The following is a 15,966-nucleotide window of genomic DNA, read 5'->3' on the forward strand; positions in this document are numbered from 1 at the left end:
GTGTCACGTACGGCTGTAGTTCGGCGCCTCGACCGTCATCTGGATGTCGTGCGGGTGGCTCTCCTTGAGGCCCGCGGAGGTGATCCGCACGAAGCGGCCCTTGGACTCCATCTCCTCGATGGTGGCGGCGCCCACGTAGCCCATGGTCTGGCGCAGGCCGCCGACGAGCTGGTGCAGGACGTTGGCCAGCGGGCCGCGGTAGGGCACCTGGCCCTCGACGCCCTCGGGGACGAGCTTGTCGTCGGAGGCGACCTCCGCCTGGAAGTAGCGGTCCTTCGAGTACGACTTGGCCTGGCCGCGGGACTGCATGGCGCCGAGCGAGCCCATGCCGCGGTACGACTTGAACTGCTTGCCGTTGATGAACAGCAGCTCGCCGGGCGACTCCTCGCACCCCGCGAGGAGGCTGCCGAGCATCACGGTGTCGGCACCGGCGGCGAGCGCCTTGCCGATGTCGCCGGAGTACTGCAGGCCGCCGTCGCCGATCAGCGGGATGCCCGCCGCACGGGCCGCGAGCGAGGCCTCGTAGATGGCGGTGACCTGCGGTACGCCGATGCCCGCCACCACGCGCGTGGTGCAGATCGAGCCGGGGCCCACACCCACCTTGATGCCGTCGACACCGGCGTCGATCAGGGCCTGCGCGCCGTCGCGGGTGGCGACGTTGCCGCCGATCACGTCGACGTCCACACTCGACTTGATCTTCGACATCCAGCTCAGGGCGTTGCTGCTGTGGCCGTGGGAGGTGTCGACGACCAGGAAGTCCACACCGGCGGCGGCGAGCGCCTGCGCGCGCTCCAGCGCCTCCGGGCTGGCGCCGACCGCGGCACCGACGAGCAGCCGGCCCTCGGCGTCCTTGGCGGCGTTCGGGTACTTCTCCGCCTTGACGAAGTCCTTGACCGTGATCAGACCCTTGAGCACGCCCTCGTCGTCGACGAGCGGCAGCTTCTCGATCTTGTGGCGGCGCAGCAGCTCCATGGCGTCCTGCCCGGAGATGCCGACCTTGCCGGTGACCAGCGGCATCGGCGTCATGACCTCGCGCACCTGACGGCTGCGGTCACTCTCGAAGGCCATGTCGCGGTTGGTGACGATGCCCAGCAGCCGGCCGGCCGGGTCGGTGACGGGGACACCGCTGATGCGGAACTTGGCGCACAGCGCGTCCGCCTCCCCGAGCGTGGCCTCCGGATGCACCGTGATCGGGTCGGTGACCATTCCCGACTCGGAGCGCTTCACCAGGTCGACCTGGTTGACCTGGTCCTCGACGGACAGGTTGCGGTGCAGTACACCGACGCCGCCCAGACGGGCCATCGCGATCGCCATGCGCGACTCGGTGACCTTGTCCATGGCGGCGGACAGGAGCGGGATGTTGACCCGCACATTGCGGGAGATCCGGGACGAGGTGTCGACCGCGTTGGGCAGCACCTCGGACGCGCCCGGCAGCAGCAGCACGTCGTCGTAGGTCAGCCCGAGGGTCGCGAATTTTCCGGGCACTCCGTCGACGTTCGCAGTCATGACACCTTCCCCAAATGGCCTTGCTCGGTGCGGATGTCCATGCTAACGGGAAGCACGGCCAGCAAATTCCACGATGCAGGACGGTCGAGGGCTTCGTATGTTCGTACGGAAGGCCGCCCACGCCTGTTCATCCGCCGGGCCTGGCTACTGCTCGGCGAGCGCCCGCAGCCTGCTCAGTGCGCGGTGCTGGGCCACCCGCACCGCGCCGGGTGACATTCCCAACATCTGACCGGTCTCCTCCGCCGTGAGACCCACGGCGATGCGCAGCAGCAACAGCTCGCGCTGGTTCTCCGGCAGGTTGGCCAGCAGTTTCTTGGCCCACTCGGCGTCGCTGCTGAGCAGCGCCCGTTCCTCGGGACCGAGCGAGTCGTCCGGCCGCTCGGGCATCTCGTCGGACGGGACCGCCGTCGAGCCGGGGTGCCGCATGGCCGCCCGCTGGAGATCGGCGACCTTGTGCGCGGCGATGGCGAAGACGAAGGCCTCGAAGGGGCGTCCGGTGTCCCGGTAGCGCGGCAGCGCGAGCAGGACGGCGACGCAGACCTCCTGGGCCAGGTCCTCCACGAAGTGGCGCGCGTCCCCCGGGAGGCGGGACAGCCGGGTGCGGCAGTAGCGCAGCGCCAGGGGGTGTACATGGGCGAGCAGGTCGTGCGTGGCCTGCTCGTCCCCGTCGACCGCGCGGTGGACGAGCGCACCGATGCCCCCTGGGGCCTTGGCCGCCTCGTCTTCACGCATCGGTCCATGGTGCCTTGCGGCCGGGCGGCCCGCGGCACTGCCTCCGTTGTTGTGCACCGAAGCGTTATGAGTAGGTGCGCCGGAAGTCATCCCCTGCGCCCTCCCCTTCCGCTCGACCGACTCGTCCCCGAGGAACTCCACACCTCAAGGATGCGGCATCCGCGCCGAAACAAGCAGCGCCCGCCCTCCGGGCCGCCCCGCCACGACTGCCGTCGACGCGTGACCTGCACCGGACCGACCTGTCGGCACGACCCCTGTGACCACGTACGACGGCACCACGGGTCATGCGCCCACCCGAACGCCGGAGGGTCTTCGGACGCACGACGAAATCCGCAGCCGCCGAGGTCTCATCGGGGACACCCGCCCCGTCCGAGCACCTGGTACGGATCCCACGGACCGTCGTCTCAGCCGCCGCACCCAGGCCCGCGGCACCAGGACCAGAGGACGCGGCACCAACGCACCCGGCACAGGGACAGGGACAGGAGAACCTGGCATCCGGGCACCGGACGCTGGGACCGGAACACGCGGCGCCCTCGCGCCCGTCGCACGGACCGGAGAACACCGCCGCGCCCACGCGCCGGACGAGCGGCCCACCGGACTCCGGCGCACCGGAGCAGCCGGCATCCAGGTCACCGGCCGCCGGCGTACGCGCGGCGTCGCCGTGCGGCGGGCCGTCGTTCCCGGACCGGCAGGGAGGTACCCCCATCGTGTCGCCTCCTCCCCCACCCGAGCGGGGGCTCGTCGCGCCCCCGCTCACCGGGACACGCGTCAGCGCACCAGACCCCAGCGGAAGCCCAGCGCCACCGCGTGCGCCCGGTCCGAGGCACCGAGCTTCTTGAACAGACGGCGGGCGTGGGTCTTGACCGTGTCCTCGGAGAGGAACAGCTCGCGACCGATCTCGGCGTTGGAACGGCCGTGGCTCATGCCCTCCAGCACCTGGATCTCACGCGCGGTGAGCGTGGGCGCCGCGCCCATCTCGGCGGACCGCAGCCGCCGGGGGGCGAGCCGCCAGGTCGGGTCGGCCAGCGCCTGCGTGACCGTGGCGCGCAGCTCCGCCCGTGAGGCGTCCTTGTGCAGGTAACCCCGGGCGCCGGCGGCGACCGCGAGGGCCACGCCGTCGAGGTCCTCGGCGACGGTGAGCATGATGATGCGCGCACCGGGGTCGGCGGACAGCAGCCGCCGCACCGTCTCGACGCCGCCCAGTCCGGGCATGCGTACGTCCATCAGAATCAGGTCCGAGCGGTCGGCACCCCAGCGGCGGAGGACTTCCTCGCCGTTGGCCGCCGTCGTCACGCGCTCGACGCCGGGCACGGTCGCGACCGCGCGGCGGAGCGCCTCTCGGGCAAGCGGGGAGTCGTCGCAGACGAGGACGGAAGTCATGGCCGCCCTCCGCAGCTGATGCGCGTCACCTTGAGCCTCCAGGCTGGTACGAAATCGTCACCTGTGCGGTCGACCGTCTCGGACGCCTGCCCGAGCGCTTGTGTTTTCAACCGCCTCCGCACTCTCAACGACGGTCACTCGAAAGAGTTACGGGGCTGTGTGCCCTCTTCGGCACTCTACGTGAGGGCGCGGACACGGCGCAGACATGCACAAGGGACCCGCAACCTTTCATCACAACCCATGCCCCATTTAGACCTATTTCTTCCCATCTGCTGGTGTCTGAGGCTAGATTCGCAATGAGTCATATTTTCATCTCCTTAGATCGTAGATGTACGGTCGTGGGCACCGTATCCGCTCAGAACGGCTACAAGGGGTCACACAATGGCAGATTTCTCCCGCCTTCCCGGACCGAACGCGGACCTGTGGGACTGGCAGCTCCTCGCTGCCTGTCGCGGGGTCGACAGTTCGCTCTTCTTCCACCCGGAGGGCGAACGCGGGGCGGCGCGGAGCGCTCGCGAGAACTCGGCCAAAGAGGTCTGCATGAGGTGTCCGGTCCGCGCCCAGTGCGCAGCGCACGCCCTGGCGGTGCGCGAACCGTACGGAGTGTGGGGCGGACTGACCGAGGACGAGCGCGAGGAGCTCATGGGCAGGGCCCGCCACCGGCTGGTGCCGGCGTCGACGGGCGGCAGCACCGCTTCGAACACCTGAAGGAACGTTTCTCCAGATGGAGCACGCCTGAACGTGTCTCCGACTTCCGACGCGCGCGGCTAGCGGGTCGCCGCCCGCGCCAGTTCATCCAGCGTCGCCTGCACCGCCGGCACCTGCGCCAGATCGGGCAGCGTCAGCGCGACGATCTCCCGCCGCACCGCCGGTTCCAGCGCCATCGCCCGAGCCCCCCGGGGTCGCACGGACTCGATCGCCAGTTGTGGCAGCACCGCCACCCCCAGCCCCGCGCCCACCAGGCCGACCACCGCCGGATAGTCGTCGGTGGCGAAGTCGATGCGCGGCGTGAACCCGGCCCCCGCGCACACCTCGATCAACTGGCCGCGGCAGCGCGGACAGCCCGCGATCCACGGCTCGTCGACCAGTTCCCCGATGGCCACCGAACGCGAGCGGGCCAGCCGGTGCCGCTCCGGCACCAGCGCCACCAGGCGGTCGCTCAGCAGCGGCCGTACGACCAGGTCGTCCCATTCCTCGGCGCCCGCCGCACCCTCGTAACGGAACGCGAGCGCGACATCGCAGTCGCCGGCCCGCAGCTTGTCCACGGACTGGGGCGGCTCGGCCTCCTCCAGGGAGACCCGGGTGCCCGGGTGCGCGGCGCGCAGCGCGGCGAGCGCGGTCGGCACGAGCGTGGAACTGCCGCTGGGGAACGACACCAGCCGCACCCGCCCCGCGCGCAGCCCGGCGATGGCCGCGACCTCCTCCTCGGCCGCGGTGAGCCCGGCGAGGATGCCCGAGGCGTGCCGCACGAGGGCCTCGCCGGCCTGCGTCAGCCGCATCTCCCGTCCGGTGCGCACCAGGAGGGGCGTGCCCACGGAGGTCTCCAGCGCCTTCATCTGCTGGCTGACCGCGGGCTGAGTGCAGCCCAGTTCGCGCCCCGCGGCGGAGAAGGAGCCGGTGGCGGCGACGGCGCGCAGGACGCGCAGATGACGGGCCTCGATCACTCCTCAAGCATAAGCGAAGCTTGGGTACGCCGCCGAATAATGCGTCGACACTTTGGCCCCTGGTCGCCTACGGTGCGGCCATGAGGCTTCTGTCAGTGAACCTGGGCCGCGCGCGGGCCGTCACCTACACGGACCATCCCCAGGGCCTGACCGGGATCGACAAGCGCCCGGTGGACGTGCCCGTCCACGTGGCGGCGCCCGGCCCCAAAGGTGTCGGGGGAAGCGGGCTGGCCGGGGACGCGGTGTGCCACACCCGCCATCACGGCGGTGACGACCAGGCCGTGTACGCGATGGCGCGCGAGGACCTCGACGCGTGGGAGCGCGAGTTGGGGCGTCCGCTGGCCAACGGCTGCTTCGGCGAGAACCTCACGACGGCGGGCCTCGACGTCTCCGCGGCGCTGATCGGCGAGCGCTGGCGGATCGGCCGCGAGGTGCTGCTGGAGATCACCTCGCCGCGGATACCCTGCCGGACCTTCCAGAGCCATCTGGAGGAACGGGGCTGGGTGAAGCGGTTCACCCGACAGGCGGCTCCGGGGGCGTATCTGCGGGTGCTGGAACCCGGCGAGATCCGTGCGGGCGACCCGGTCGAGGTCGTGCACCGGCCGGACCACGAGGTGTCCGTCGCGCTCACGTTCCGCGCGGGGACGACGGAGCGGACGCTGCTGCCGCGGCTCCTCGCGGCGGGCTCCGCCCTGCACCCGGAGTGGCGGGACATGGCGAGCGGGTACGCGGCGCCCCAGGACGCCTGACCGCAGGTCACGAGGGTGCCATGCGCGAAAACTTCACCGTCCGCCACCGTCGGCGGGCGGTCCGGGTCACTACCCTTGGGCCATGACAACGGCTCTGATCACTGGATCGACCGCGGGAATCGGCGCCGCGTTCGCGCGGCGGCTGGCGGCGGACGGGCACAACCTCGTCCTGGTGGCCCGCGACACCAAGCGCCTCCGCGAGCAGGCGACCGAACTGCACGACCGCCACGGCATCGAGGCGGAGGTCCTCACCGCGGACCTGGCCACCGACGCCGGCATCGAGGCGGTCGCCGGCCGTCTCGCCGATCGCAGGAACCCCGTCGATCTCCTGATCAACAACGCCGGTTTCGCCAACAAGGGCCGCTACCTCGACGTCTCCATGGCCGACGAGCTCAAGATGCTCAAGGTGCACTGCGAGGCCGTCCTGCGGCTGACGTCGGCGGCGACCGAGGCCATGCGCGAGCGCGGGCGGGGAGGGGTAGTGAACGTCGGCTCGGTCGCCGCCTTCGTCCCGCGCGGCACCTACGGGGCCTCCAAGGCCTGGGTCGTCCAGTTCACCCAGGGCGCGGCCCGTGACCTGGCGGGCACCGGCGTCCGGCTGATGGCGCTGTGCCCCGGCTTCGTCCGTACCGAGTTCCACCAGCGGGCCGGCATGGGCACGGACAACATCCCGTCCTGGATGTGGCTCGACGCGGACAAGCTGGTGGCAGCTGCCCTCGCGGACCTGGCCCGCGGCAGGACCGTCTCGATCCCGGACCCCCGCTACAAGGCACTCATGGGCATGGTGAAGGTGGCGCCGCGCGCACTGCTCGGCGGCGTCAGCTCGCGGGCCGGACGGAAGTACGGCCCGCAGTAGCCGGCGCCCTGGTGGGAGAATGGAGCCGTGCACCGGGACCCAGGGGGGACGGGAGGCGGCGCCATGACATTCGTACAGGTCATCGACTGCAAGACCACCCGGTTCCAGGAGCTGGATCGGCTGATGGACGCCTGGGTCGAGCAGACCAAGGGCAAGCGGACCGCGACGCACAGTCTGATCGGCAAGGACCGGGGCGACGCGTCGCACTTCATCGAGATCGTGGAGTTCCCCTCGTACGAGGAGGCGATGCGGAATTCGACGCTCCCGGAGACGGACCGGATCTTCCAGGAGATGGTCGCCCTGTGCGACGGGAAGCCGACGTTCACCGATCTGGACGTGGTCCGCGACGAGCAGGTCTCCAGCGTCGTCGTGCGAAGGTTCTTCGACCTGGCGGGGACGCCCGGTGAGCTGCCTCCGCTCGACGAGGTGATGGCGGAGCACTATCGCAGTCATGATCCGGCGACCGAGCAGGACACGGTCGGCATGGACCACGTCCGGCGCGAGATGCGGGTCTGGCGGGACGGGTTCGACTTCGCCTTCAGCATCGAGGACCTGATCGCGGAAGGCGACCGGGTGTGCGCGCGGTGGTTCTGGAAGGCCCGGCACAAAGGCGAGTTCCTGGGGATCGCGGCCACCGGCAAGGACGTCACGATGACGGGGACCACGGTCTTCCGGTGCGGCGGGGACGGAAAGCTCGCCGAGGGCTGGTGGGAGTACGACCGCCTGGGGCTGCTGGAACAGCTGGGCGTGTTCGAGGAGATGGAGCGCTAGAGCCCGCGAGGGGAAACAGGGAGGCCCGGCACCCTCGGGTGCCGGGCCTCACCTGGTACCGCTGAGGTCAGTGCGCGTGGCCGTGACCGTGGCCGCCGGCCGCGGCCTCCGGCTCCTCTTCCTTCTTCTCGACGACCAGGGTCTCGGTCGTGAGCAGCAGGGAGGCGATGGAGGCGGCGTTCTCCAGGGCGGAGCGGGTGACCTTGACCGGGTCGATGACACCGGACTTGATCAGGTCGCCGTACTCGCCGGTGGCGGCGTTGTAGCCGCTGCCCTTCTCCAGCTCGGCCACCTTGGAGACGATGACGTAGCCCTCCAGGCCGGCGTTCTCGGCGATCCAGCGCAGCGGCTCGACGGCGGCGCGGCGGACGACGGCGACACCGGTGGCCTCGTCACCCTCCTTGCCGAGGCTGTCGTCCAGCACCTTCACGGCGTGGACGAGCGCGGAGCCACCACCGGAGACGATGCCCTCCTCGACCGCGGCGCGGGTCGCGGAGATGGCGTCCTCCAGACGGTGCTTCTTCTCCTTCAGCTCCACCTCGGTGGCGGCGCCGACCTTGATCACGCACACGCCGCCGGCCAGCTTCGCGAGGCGCTCCTGGAGCTTCTCGCGGTCCCAGTCGGAGTCCGTGGCCTCGATCTCGGCCTTGATCTGCGCGATCCGGCCCTCGACGTCCGCCTTGTTGCCGGCACCGTCGACGATCGTGGTGTCGTCCTTGGTGACGGTGACGCGGCGGGCGCTGCCGAGGATGTCCAGACCGACCTGGTCGAGCTTGAGGCCGACCTCCTCGGAGATGACCGTGGCGCCGGTGAGGGTCGCCATGTCCTGGAGCATCGCCTTGCGGCGGTCGCCGAAGCCGGGGGCCTTCACGGCGGTGGCGTTGAAGGTGCCGCGGATCTTGTTCACGACGAGGGTGGAGAGGGCCTCGCCCTCGACGTCCTCGGCGATGATCAGCAGCGGCTTCGAGGCGTTGCTCTGGATGATCTTCTCCAGCAGCGGCAGGAGGTCCGCGATCGCGGAGATCTTGCCCTGGTGGATGAGGATGTACGGGTCGTCGAGGACGGCCTCCATGCGCTCCTGGTCCGTCACGAAGTACGGCGACAGGTAGCCCTTGTCGAAGGCCATGCCCTCGGTGAAGTCCAGCTCCAGACCGAAGGTGTTGGACTCCTCGACGGTGATGACACCGTCCTTGCCGACCTTGTCCATCGCCTCGGCGATCAGCTCGCCGACCTGCTGGTCCTGGGCGGACAGCGCGGCGACGGCCGCGATGTCGGACTTCTCGTCGATCGGGCGGGCGGAGGCCAGCAGGTCGTCGGAGACGGCCCTGACCGCGGCGTCGATGCCCTTCTTCAGGGCGGCCGGGGAGGCGCCGGCGGCGACGTTCCGCAGGCCCTCGCGGACCAGCGCCTGCGCCAGGACGGTCGCGGTGGTCGTACCGTCACCCGCGATGTCGTTGGTCTTGGTCGCCACCTCCTTCACCAGCTGGGCGCCGAGGTTCTCGTAGGGGTCCTCGACCTCGACCTCACGGGCGATGGTGACGCCGTCGTTGGTGATGGTGGGGGCGCCGAACTTCTTGTCGATGACGACGTTGCGGCCCTTGGGGCCGATCGTCACCTTCACCGTGTCGGCGAGCTTGTTGACGCCGCGCTCGAGGGCGCGACGGGCGTCCTCGTCGAACTTCAGGATCTTCGCCATGGCAGCGGGAGCCCTCTCGGAAAGTCTGCGGTAAACGAACTGCGCCCCGGACGCCCGGCTTCGTTAACGGTCGCGGGGGCCAGGGGCGCAGCTCAAACGGTGTGCTGTGGGTGAACTACTTCTCGATGATCGCGAGGACGTCGCGAGCCGAGAGGACGAGGTACTCCTCGCCGTTGTACTTCACCTCGGTGCCGCCGTACTTGCTGTACAGGACGACGTCGCCGACGGAAACGTCGAGCGGAAGGCGGTTGCCGTCCTCGAAGCGGCCCGGGCCCACGGCCAGGACGACGCCCTCCTGGGGCTTCTCCTTGGCGGTGTCCGGAATGACCAGGCCAGAGGCGGTGGTCTGCTCGGCGTCGAGCGGCTGGACCACGATGCGGTCCTCGAGCGGCTTGATGGCAACCTTGGAGCTGGTGGTCGTCACGATCCGACCTCCCCCTTCGGAGATCTCACGGGGTTAACTGTCTGAGGTGGCGACCAGGTGGATCCGTCGTCGCGGGTGCCGGACCTGCCCGTCGCTGTGTTGGCACTCTCCAGTGGGGAGTGCCAGAGCCGAGACTATGACTGCGATTAGCACTCGGTCAAGCGGAGTGCCAATCGGTCGCGGCGCGTCGGCCTCGCGGCGCCCCGTCAGGCCCCGTCACAGATTCACCGGCGCGTCCGTCACAGATAGTCCTCCAGCCGCCCCACCGTCAGCCCCGCCTCCTGGACCCGGCGCAGCAGGCGGGTCGTGCGTTCACGGAGCTTGGGTTCGGGGGTCTCGGTCGAGGGGACCGAGACGATGTCGCCGGGGCGCAGCCGGGCGGGGCCCTCGGTGAAGGTGAGGTCGGCCGCGTCCATCGTGGCGCGCCACAGGACGATCGCCTTGATGCCGCAGTCGACGGCCGCCTTGCGGGTCGTCGTGTCGTACGTGCCGTAGGGCGGGCGGAACAGATGCGGGCGGAGACCGAAGCGGGACTGGAGCTTCTGCTGCTGGCCGCAGATCTCGGCGCGCTGGCCGGCGTACGGCACCCCGCGCAGGGCGGCGTGGTCGAGGGTGTGGTTCTGGACGCTCGCGCCGACCGAGCGGAGCCGCGCGAAGTGGCCGTAGCCGGGGCCGACGACGCTGTCGGTGAGGAACATGCTGACGGGCAGGCGCAGGTCACGGACCATGTCGACGAAGCGGGGGTCCTTCTCGGCGCCGTCGTCGAAGGTGAGGAAGACGACCTTGTGGGTGGTCGGGATGCGGTCCAGCACGGGGGCGAGACCGTCGGCGGGCCGGGCGAGGTGCCGCACGGGCGCGGGCGGCGGGGAGAGCGGCGCGGACAGCCCCCAGCGCAGGTGGGGCGGCATCGCCGAGGCCGCCGAGCCGGGTGCCGCCCCCGCCTCCGCGGACCGCCCGCGCGGGCCGTCGGGCAGGGCGCAGCCGGCGAGCAGGGCCAGCAGTACCGCGGCCCCGGCCGTCCACCCGCGCCGAATCACAGGTAGTCCTCCAGGCGGCCCACCGCGTAGCCCTTCGCCGTGATCTTGTCGAGGAAGACGCGGATCATGTCGGGCATCTCGCCCGCCCAGTCGTCGGTGCCCCGGAAGTGGCTGAGGACGATGTCGCCGGGGTGGATGTCCCGGTCCCATTCGCGGTAGTCCCAGCGGTCGACGAAGACCTCCTCGTTCCACAGCGGTACGTGGGTGACGCCGCAGTCCTTGGCGGCGTGCAGGGTGTCGGAGTTGTAGTTGCCGTAGGGCGGGCGGAACAGGAGCGGGCGCTTGCCGTAGCGCTCCTCGATGACGTCCTGCATCCCGCAGATCTCGTGCTTCTGCTCGTCGTAGGACAGTCCGGGCAGATAGGGGTGGGTGAGGGTGTGGTTGTTCAGGGTCACCCCCCTGGCCTGCATCCGCCGGAAGTAGTCGTAGTCCTCGCTGACCAGGTAGTCGCTGAGGAACGCGGTGTACGGGATCTTCAGCTCGCTCATCATCCGCAGGAACGCCGGGTCCTTCTCGGCGCCGTCGTCGATGGTGAGGAAGACGACCTTCTCCTTGGTGGGGACGGTGGTGAAGACCGGCGGAAGCCCCTGCTCCTCGTGTCCGTCCACCTCGAAGCCCTCGCGGGTGGTGATCTCCGGTTTCCGCTCGGGCGGTGCCGGCGCCCGCAGCGGGGTCTCCTTCAGGCCCCAGCGCTTGGCGGCGGCGACCCTGGCGGCCTGCTCGGCGCGGAGCTTGGCGGCGTATCCGTCGAGGGCCCGGGCCGGGGGCGCCTTGAGGGGCGGGGGCGCCTCGGTGCTCCTGGTGCAGCCCGAGGCGACGGCGGCGGCGGCCAGCACGGCGACCCCCGCCATGACCGTCGTGGCTTTCCGGCGGCCATTCGGCCCTTTTTTGTCATTTTGTACTACTAGTTCCATGGAGCCGGATCCTCCCAGGCCCCACCCCCGAACCCCCGCTGACACCACCGCCGGAGGCGGACCATCCACCGACTGGCCGACAATGTCCCGGTGAACGACCTCGCCCCTCTCCTCACCCCCGAAGGCCGGGCCCTCCTCGACGAGGTGCGCGGCACGGACCCCGCCCAGGAACTCGCCGTCGCCACCCGGCTGCGCCGCGACCACCCGGCCGACCTGGTGTCGGCGGCGCTCGGCCAGGCGCGGCTGCGGCAGCGGGCGGTGGCCAAGTTCGGTCCCGCGGACGCGGAGCGGATGTACTTCACACCGGGTGGGGTCGAGCAGTCGACGCGGGCGAGCGTCGCGGCCCATCGCGCCCGGCGGTTCGCCGAGTTGGGCGTGGCCTCCGTGGCCGACCTGTGCTGCGGGATCGGCGGAGACGCGCTCGCCCTCGCCCGCGCCGGGATCCGTGTCCTCGCCGTGGACCGCGACCCGCTGACGGCGGCCGTCGCGCGGGCCAACGCCGAGGCGCTGGGCCTGGACGGGCTGATCGAGGTGCGCGAGGCGGACGTCACCGACGTGGACGTGTCGGCGTACGACGCCGTCTTCGTGGACCCGGCGCGCCGCGGTGGGCGGGGCCGGATCTTCGATCCGGAGGCGTACTCGCCGCCCCTGTCCTCGGCGGTCCGGATGGCCGCCGCCGCCCGGTACGCCGCCCTCAAGGTCGCGCCCGGCATCCCGCACGAGGCGGTGCCCGAGGCCGCCGAGGCGGAGTGGATCTCGGACGGCGGGGACGTGAAGGAGGCGGTGCTGTGGTTCGGCACGGAGCCCGGCCTGGTGCGCGCCACCCTGCTGCCCGGCCCGCGCACCCTGCGCTCCCGGCGCCTGCCGAATCCGGCGGTCCGCCCCGTCGGTCGCTATCTGTACGAGCCCGACGGCGCCGTCGTCCGCGCCCATCTGGTCGCCGAGGTGGCCGCCGAGGTCGGCGGCGGGCTGGTCGACGAGACCATCGCCTACGTCACCTCCGACGAGGCGCACCCGACGCCGTACGCCTCCGCCTACGAGATCACCGACCGGCTTCCCTTCAACGTCAAGAAGCTGAAGGCACTGCTGCGGGAACGGCAGGTGGGGATCCTGACCGTGAAGAAGCGGGGCTCGGCGGTGGAGCCGGAGGAACTGCGCAGGAAGGTGAAGCCGCAGGGCCCGCATTCCGCGACGGTGTTCCTGACCCGGGTCGCGGGTGCCCCGACGATGCTGATCGGCCACCCGGTGGCCTGAGCGGCCCCCGGCGGCAACGGCCCGGTCAGCCGCAGTCGGCGGCCCGGCGCAGCAGCAGCTCCCGTTCGCGCCCGTTGCGGGCGAGTGCCGCCGCGCGCTCGAACTCCGCACGGGCCTCCCGCGCACGTCCCAGCCGGAGCAGCAGGTCGCCGCGGACGCTCGGCAGCAGGTGGTAGTCGCGCAGCGCGGGTTCGGCGGCCAGGGCGTCGACCATCTCCAGGGCACGCGAGGGGCCTTCGGCCAGGGAGACGGCCACCGCGCGGTTCAGTTCGACGACCGGCGACGGGGCGCGGGCGGTGAGCAGGCCGTACAGCGTCGCGATGCGGGACCAGTCCGTCTCCTCCCAGGTGTACGCGTGCGCGTGGCACGCCGCGATGGCGGCCTGCAGGACGTACGGGCCCGGGGGGCCGGCGGCGGTGGCGTCGGCACGGCTGAGCGCCGTGATGCCACGGGCGAGGAGGAGGCGGTCCCAGCGGCGCCGGTTCTGGTCCCGCAGGAGCACGGGTTCGCCGTGCGGGCCGGTGCGGGCGGCCGTGCGCGAGGCCTGGAACTCCAGCAGGGCCGTCAGACCGTGGACCTCGGGCTCCTTGGGCATCAGAGCGGAGAGCACGCGGGCCAGGCGCAGCGCGTCCTCGCAGAGGCCAGGACGCAGGAGATCGTCGCCGGCCGTGGCGGCGTACCCCTCGTTGAAGATCAGGTAGATGACGTCCAGGACGGAGGACAGACGGGCCTCGCGGTCGGGGCCGTAGGGCACCTCGAAGGCGATGTTCCGCGTCGCGAGCGTGCGCTTGGCGCGGACGACGCGCTGCGCGACCGTCGCCTCCGGCACCAGGAACGCGCGGGCGATCTCGGGCGTCGTCAGGCCGCCGAGCAGGCGCAGGGTGAGGGCGATGCGGGCCTCGGAGGACAACACGGGGTGGCAGGCCGTGAAGACCAGCCGCAGCAGGTCGTCGTCTATGTCGTCCGGGTCGGCGGGCTCCTCGGGCGGGGCCGCGACCGACAGGTCCCGGCCGATCTCCTGGAGCTTGCGGGCGTAGTTCTCCCGCCGCCGGACCAGGTCGACGGCGCGATGCCGGGCGGTGGTCATGAGCCAGGCGCCGGGGTTGTCCGGCACGCCGTCCCGCGGCCACTGCTCCAGCGCCGCGACCAGCGCGTCCTGCGCGAGTTCCTCGGCGAGGCCGACGTCCCGGACGATCCGGGCGACGGCGGCGATGATCCGGGGCGACTCGATACGGAAGACGGTCCCGACGGCGTGCCGGGCGGCGTCCGCGCTGCCGCCGGGGCCGGCGGTGGGCTGTGGTTCCACAGCCCACCATCGAACACCCCGCGCGGCCCCGGGCCAAGCGGAACCGGGGTGGACTCAGCCCTCGGCGACCTCACGCACCTCGCAGGTCACCGTCCAGTGCGCCTCGTGGACCTTCAGGAACCGCTTGGTCCACTCGATCGCCTCGGTCTTGTCCTTGGCCTGGACCAGCGCGTATCCGCCGACGACCTCCTTGGTCTCGGTGAAGGGCCCGTCGGTGACGGAGATCTGCCCGCCCTCGTAGCGCACCCGGGTGCCCTGCGCGGTCGGTGTCAGCCCGGCGGTGTCCAGCAGCACACCGGCCTTGGTCATCTCCTCGATCAGCTCCCCCATCCGCTGCATCAGCTCGGGGCTGGGGCCCTCGGCGGGGGCGTTCTTCTCGTCGATCTGCACGAGCGACAGGTAACGGGGCATGGTGGCTCCTCGGTCGTGGTGGCAACTGCCGTGGCGGCGGCTGCCGTGGTGGCGGCTGCCGTGGTGGCGGCTGCCGTGGTGGTTGCTCTCACCCATGCGTCGAACGGCGACGCCCCCCATCGACACCCCCGCCGAGAATTCTCGGAACTTTTTTCAGCGCCCCCTCCGCGTACCGCACCGCCCGCCCGCGGACCCACCTACCGCAGCGACTCCCACAGGTCCCCCGCCTCCGGCTCGTCGGCCACCACCCGGTTCGGGTCGGAGGCCGCCGGGAGGACCGGCATCATCACCGTCTTCATGGCGTGCGCCGGCAGGTCCCGAAGACTCTCCCCGAACCCCACCAGCTCCGGCAGCGAGTCGAGACCGGTGTCGGTCGTCAGGCTCCCGGTCACCGCGTCCGCGACCTCGTACAGACGGGCCGGGTCCGACAGCAGGCTGGTCGACGCGATCTGCTCCAGCAACGCCTTCACCAGCAGGTGCTGAAGGCCTATGCGCCCCAGGTCGCTGCCGTCCCCGATGCCGTGCCGGGTGCGGGCCAGGGCGAGCGCCTGCTTGCCGTCGAGGTGATGGGTGCCGGCCTCCAGGGTCAGATGGCTGTCCTCGTCGTCGATGTCCTCCCCGGTGGTGACGGTGACCCCGCCGAGCGCGTCCACGAGCCCGGCGAAACCGGCGAAGTCGATCTCCATGTAGTGGTCCATACGAACGCCGGTCATCGACTCGACGGTCTTCACCGCGCACACCGGACCGCCGCGCTCGTAGGCGGTGTTGAACATGACGCCGTGGGCCTCGGCCGTCTCACCGCCCGACTCCAGCGGGCAGGACGGACGCGTGACCAGGGTGTCACGCGGGATGCTCACGACGGTCGCCTCGGTGCGGCCGGGGCCGAGGTGCACGACCATCGCGGTGTCCGACCTGGCGCCCTCGCTGTCGCCGCCCCCGAGGGCCTGGTTCTCGGCGCCGCCACGCGAGTCCGAGCCCAGCACCAGGATGTTCAGGGCCTCCTGGGGCGGCGACGAGGCGGACGCGGCCAGGGAGGGCGTCGGCTTCACCGGGCGGTCGTCGCCGAGGGCGCCGTTGATGTCGACGCTCGTGATGTTGTCGTTCAGCCGCCAGTAGACCCAGCCCGCCCCGGCGCCCCCGAGCACCAGGGCGGCGGCGAGCGCCAGGCCCACGATCCTCAGCGCCCTCGGCCGTCCGCCTCTTGGACCCTCGTCCCCGTCCCCGTCATGTTCCGTTATGTGTCCCGTCACGGACAGGAACGTACGT

Annotated in this window: 16 protein-coding genes; 5 read left to right on the forward strand and 11 right to left on the reverse strand. The window is 71.3% G+C overall.

Going from position 1 to position 15,966, the window contains the following annotated elements; translation table 11 throughout:
* Nucleotides 1-3: 3 nt before the first annotated feature.
* From guaB to ACZ7LV_RS22555, 3 genes are all read right to left on the reverse strand, one after another.
* Nucleotides 4-1,506, reverse strand: coding sequence for an IMP dehydrogenase (gene guaB / locus ACZ7LV_RS22545; protein ID WP_401679889.1), 1,503 nt, complete (start codon nt 1,504-1,506; stop codon nt 4-6).
* A gap of 144 nt (nt 1,507-1,650) precedes the next feature.
* On the reverse strand, nt 1,651-2,238 hold the full coding sequence (locus ACZ7LV_RS22550) for a sigma-70 family RNA polymerase sigma factor (protein ID WP_471941648.1): 588 nt from the start codon (nt 2,236-2,238) through the stop codon (nt 1,651-1,653).
* Nucleotides 2,239-3,006: 768 nt separating this feature from the next.
* The gene (locus ACZ7LV_RS22555; protein ID WP_003948568.1) at nt 3,007-3,618 is read right to left on the reverse strand and encodes a response regulator transcription factor; all 612 of its coding nucleotides are present in this window, start codon (nt 3,616-3,618) and stop codon (nt 3,007-3,009) included.
* Nucleotides 3,619-3,999: 381 nt separating this feature from the next.
* Between ACZ7LV_RS22555 and ACZ7LV_RS22560 the strand changes: the two genes are divergently transcribed.
* Entirely contained in the window at nt 4,000-4,326 is a 327-nt protein-coding gene (locus ACZ7LV_RS22560; protein ID WP_401679883.1) for a WhiB family transcriptional regulator, read from the forward strand.
* 59 nt (nt 4,327-4,385) lie between these two features.
* On the opposite strand, the gene ACZ7LV_RS22565 is transcribed toward ACZ7LV_RS22560, so the two are convergent.
* Nucleotides 4,386-5,282, reverse strand: a complete 897-nt coding sequence (locus ACZ7LV_RS22565) for a LysR family transcriptional regulator (protein WP_471941649.1) — start codon at nt 5,280-5,282, stop codon at nt 4,386-4,388.
* An 80-nt stretch (nt 5,283-5,362) separates the two neighbouring features.
* Here ACZ7LV_RS22565 and ACZ7LV_RS22570 point away from each other — a divergent pair, with 80 nt between their 5' ends.
* The 3 genes from ACZ7LV_RS22570 to ACZ7LV_RS22580 all read left to right on the forward strand — a co-directional run bounded on the left by ACZ7LV_RS22570 (nt 5,363) and on the right by ACZ7LV_RS22580 (nt 7,658).
* Nucleotides 5,363-6,031, forward strand: coding sequence for an MOSC domain-containing protein (locus ACZ7LV_RS22570; RefSeq protein WP_471941651.1), 669 nt, complete (start codon nt 5,363-5,365; stop codon nt 6,029-6,031).
* An 82-nt stretch (nt 6,032-6,113) separates the two neighbouring features.
* Complete coding sequence (locus ACZ7LV_RS22575; protein ID WP_471941653.1) at nt 6,114-6,887, forward strand: SDR family NAD(P)-dependent oxidoreductase; 774 nt, start codon at nt 6,114-6,116, stop codon at nt 6,885-6,887.
* 63 nt (nt 6,888-6,950) lie between these two features.
* Nucleotides 6,951-7,658 carry an ester cyclase gene (locus ACZ7LV_RS22580; RefSeq protein ID WP_471941654.1) on the forward strand — a complete coding sequence of 236 codons (708 nt, stop codon included), beginning with the start codon at nt 6,951-6,953 and terminating at the stop codon, nt 7,656-7,658.
* Nucleotides 7,659-7,725: 67 nt separating this feature from the next.
* Here the strand turns inward: ACZ7LV_RS22580 and groL are convergent, their stop codons facing one another.
* From groL to ACZ7LV_RS22600, 4 genes are all read right to left on the reverse strand, one after another.
* Nucleotides 7,726-9,354 (reverse strand): chaperonin GroEL, encoded by a 1,629-nt coding sequence (gene groL, locus ACZ7LV_RS22585; RefSeq protein WP_471941656.1) that lies wholly within the window; start codon nt 9,352-9,354, stop codon nt 7,726-7,728.
* 115 nt (nt 9,355-9,469) lie between these two features.
* The gene (groES, locus tag ACZ7LV_RS22590) at nt 9,470-9,778 is read right to left on the reverse strand and encodes a co-chaperone GroES (protein ID WP_053135717.1); all 309 of its coding nucleotides are present in this window, start codon (nt 9,776-9,778) and stop codon (nt 9,470-9,472) included.
* 239 nt (nt 9,779-10,017) lie between these two features.
* Nucleotides 10,018-10,812 carry a polysaccharide deacetylase family protein gene (locus tag ACZ7LV_RS22595; protein ID WP_471941958.1) on the reverse strand — a complete coding sequence of 265 codons (795 nt, stop codon included), beginning with the start codon at nt 10,810-10,812 and terminating at the stop codon, nt 10,018-10,020.
* Nucleotides 10,812-11,729 carry a polysaccharide deacetylase family protein gene (locus ACZ7LV_RS22600; RefSeq protein WP_471941658.1) on the reverse strand — a complete coding sequence of 306 codons (918 nt, stop codon included), beginning with the start codon at nt 11,727-11,729 and terminating at the stop codon, nt 10,812-10,814. Before ACZ7LV_RS22600 ends, ACZ7LV_RS22595 begins: the two co-directional genes overlap by 1 nt.
* Nucleotides 11,730-11,819: 90 nt before the next feature.
* On the opposite strand from ACZ7LV_RS22600, the gene ACZ7LV_RS22605 reads away from it, so the two are divergent.
* Nucleotides 11,820-12,983, forward strand: coding sequence for a THUMP-like domain-containing protein (locus tag ACZ7LV_RS22605; RefSeq protein ID WP_471941660.1), 1,164 nt, complete (start codon nt 11,820-11,822; stop codon nt 12,981-12,983).
* Nucleotides 12,984-13,008: 25 nt separating this feature from the next.
* Here ACZ7LV_RS22605 and ACZ7LV_RS22610 read toward each other — a convergent pair whose 3' ends face one another.
* The 3 genes from ACZ7LV_RS22610 to ACZ7LV_RS22620 all read right to left on the reverse strand — a co-directional run bounded on the left by ACZ7LV_RS22610 (nt 13,009) and on the right by ACZ7LV_RS22620 (nt 15,956).
* A complete protein-coding gene (locus ACZ7LV_RS22610; protein WP_471941662.1) occupies nt 13,009-14,289 on the reverse strand; it encodes an RNA polymerase sigma factor in 1,281 nt (426 codons plus the stop codon).
* 54 nt (nt 14,290-14,343) lie between these two features.
* A complete protein-coding gene (locus tag ACZ7LV_RS22615) occupies nt 14,344-14,700 on the reverse strand; it encodes a YciI family protein (RefSeq protein WP_471941960.1) in 357 nt (118 codons plus the stop codon).
* Between the two features lie 197 nt (nt 14,701-14,897).
* Entirely contained in the window at nt 14,898-15,956 is a 1,059-nt protein-coding gene (locus tag ACZ7LV_RS22620) for an LCP family protein (RefSeq protein WP_471941962.1), read from the reverse strand.
* Between the last annotated feature and the right edge of the window lie 10 nt (nt 15,957-15,966).

The organism is Streptomyces sp. NPDC107562 (assembly GCF_055657325.1).

Excerpts from the sequence above, each read along its gene's own strand:
- ACZ7LV_RS22580 (WP_471941654.1), top strand. The coding sequence starts at position 6,951 with ATGACATTCGTACAGGTCATCGACTGCAAGACCACCCGGTTCCAGGAG.
- ACZ7LV_RS22570 (WP_471941651.1), top strand. The coding sequence starts at position 5,363 with ATGAGGCTTCTGTCAGTGAACCTGGGCCGCGCGCGGGCCGTCACCTAC.
- ACZ7LV_RS22615 (WP_471941960.1), bottom strand. The coding sequence starts at position 14,700 with ATGCCCCGTTACCTGTCGCTCGTGCAGATCGACGAGAAGAACGCCCCC.
- ACZ7LV_RS22560 (WP_401679883.1), top strand. The coding sequence starts at position 4,000 with ATGGCAGATTTCTCCCGCCTTCCCGGACCGAACGCGGACCTGTGGGAC.
- guaB (WP_401679889.1), bottom strand. The coding sequence starts at position 1,506 with ATGACTGCGAACGTCGACGGAGTGCCCGGAAAATTCGCGACCCTCGGG.
- ACZ7LV_RS22575 (WP_471941653.1), top strand. The coding sequence starts at position 6,114 with ATGACAACGGCTCTGATCACTGGATCGACCGCGGGAATCGGCGCCGCG.
- ACZ7LV_RS22550 (WP_471941648.1), bottom strand. The coding sequence starts at position 2,238 with ATGCGTGAAGACGAGGCGGCCAAGGCCCCAGGGGGCATCGGTGCGCTC.
- ACZ7LV_RS22600 (WP_471941658.1), bottom strand. The coding sequence starts at position 11,729 with ATGGAACTAGTAGTACAAAATGACAAAAAAGGGCCGAATGGCCGCCGG.
- ACZ7LV_RS22555 (WP_003948568.1), bottom strand. The coding sequence starts at position 3,618 with ATGACTTCCGTCCTCGTCTGCGACGACTCCCCGCTTGCCCGAGAGGCG.
- groL (WP_471941656.1), bottom strand. The coding sequence starts at position 9,354 with ATGGCGAAGATCCTGAAGTTCGACGAGGACGCCCGTCGCGCCCTCGAG.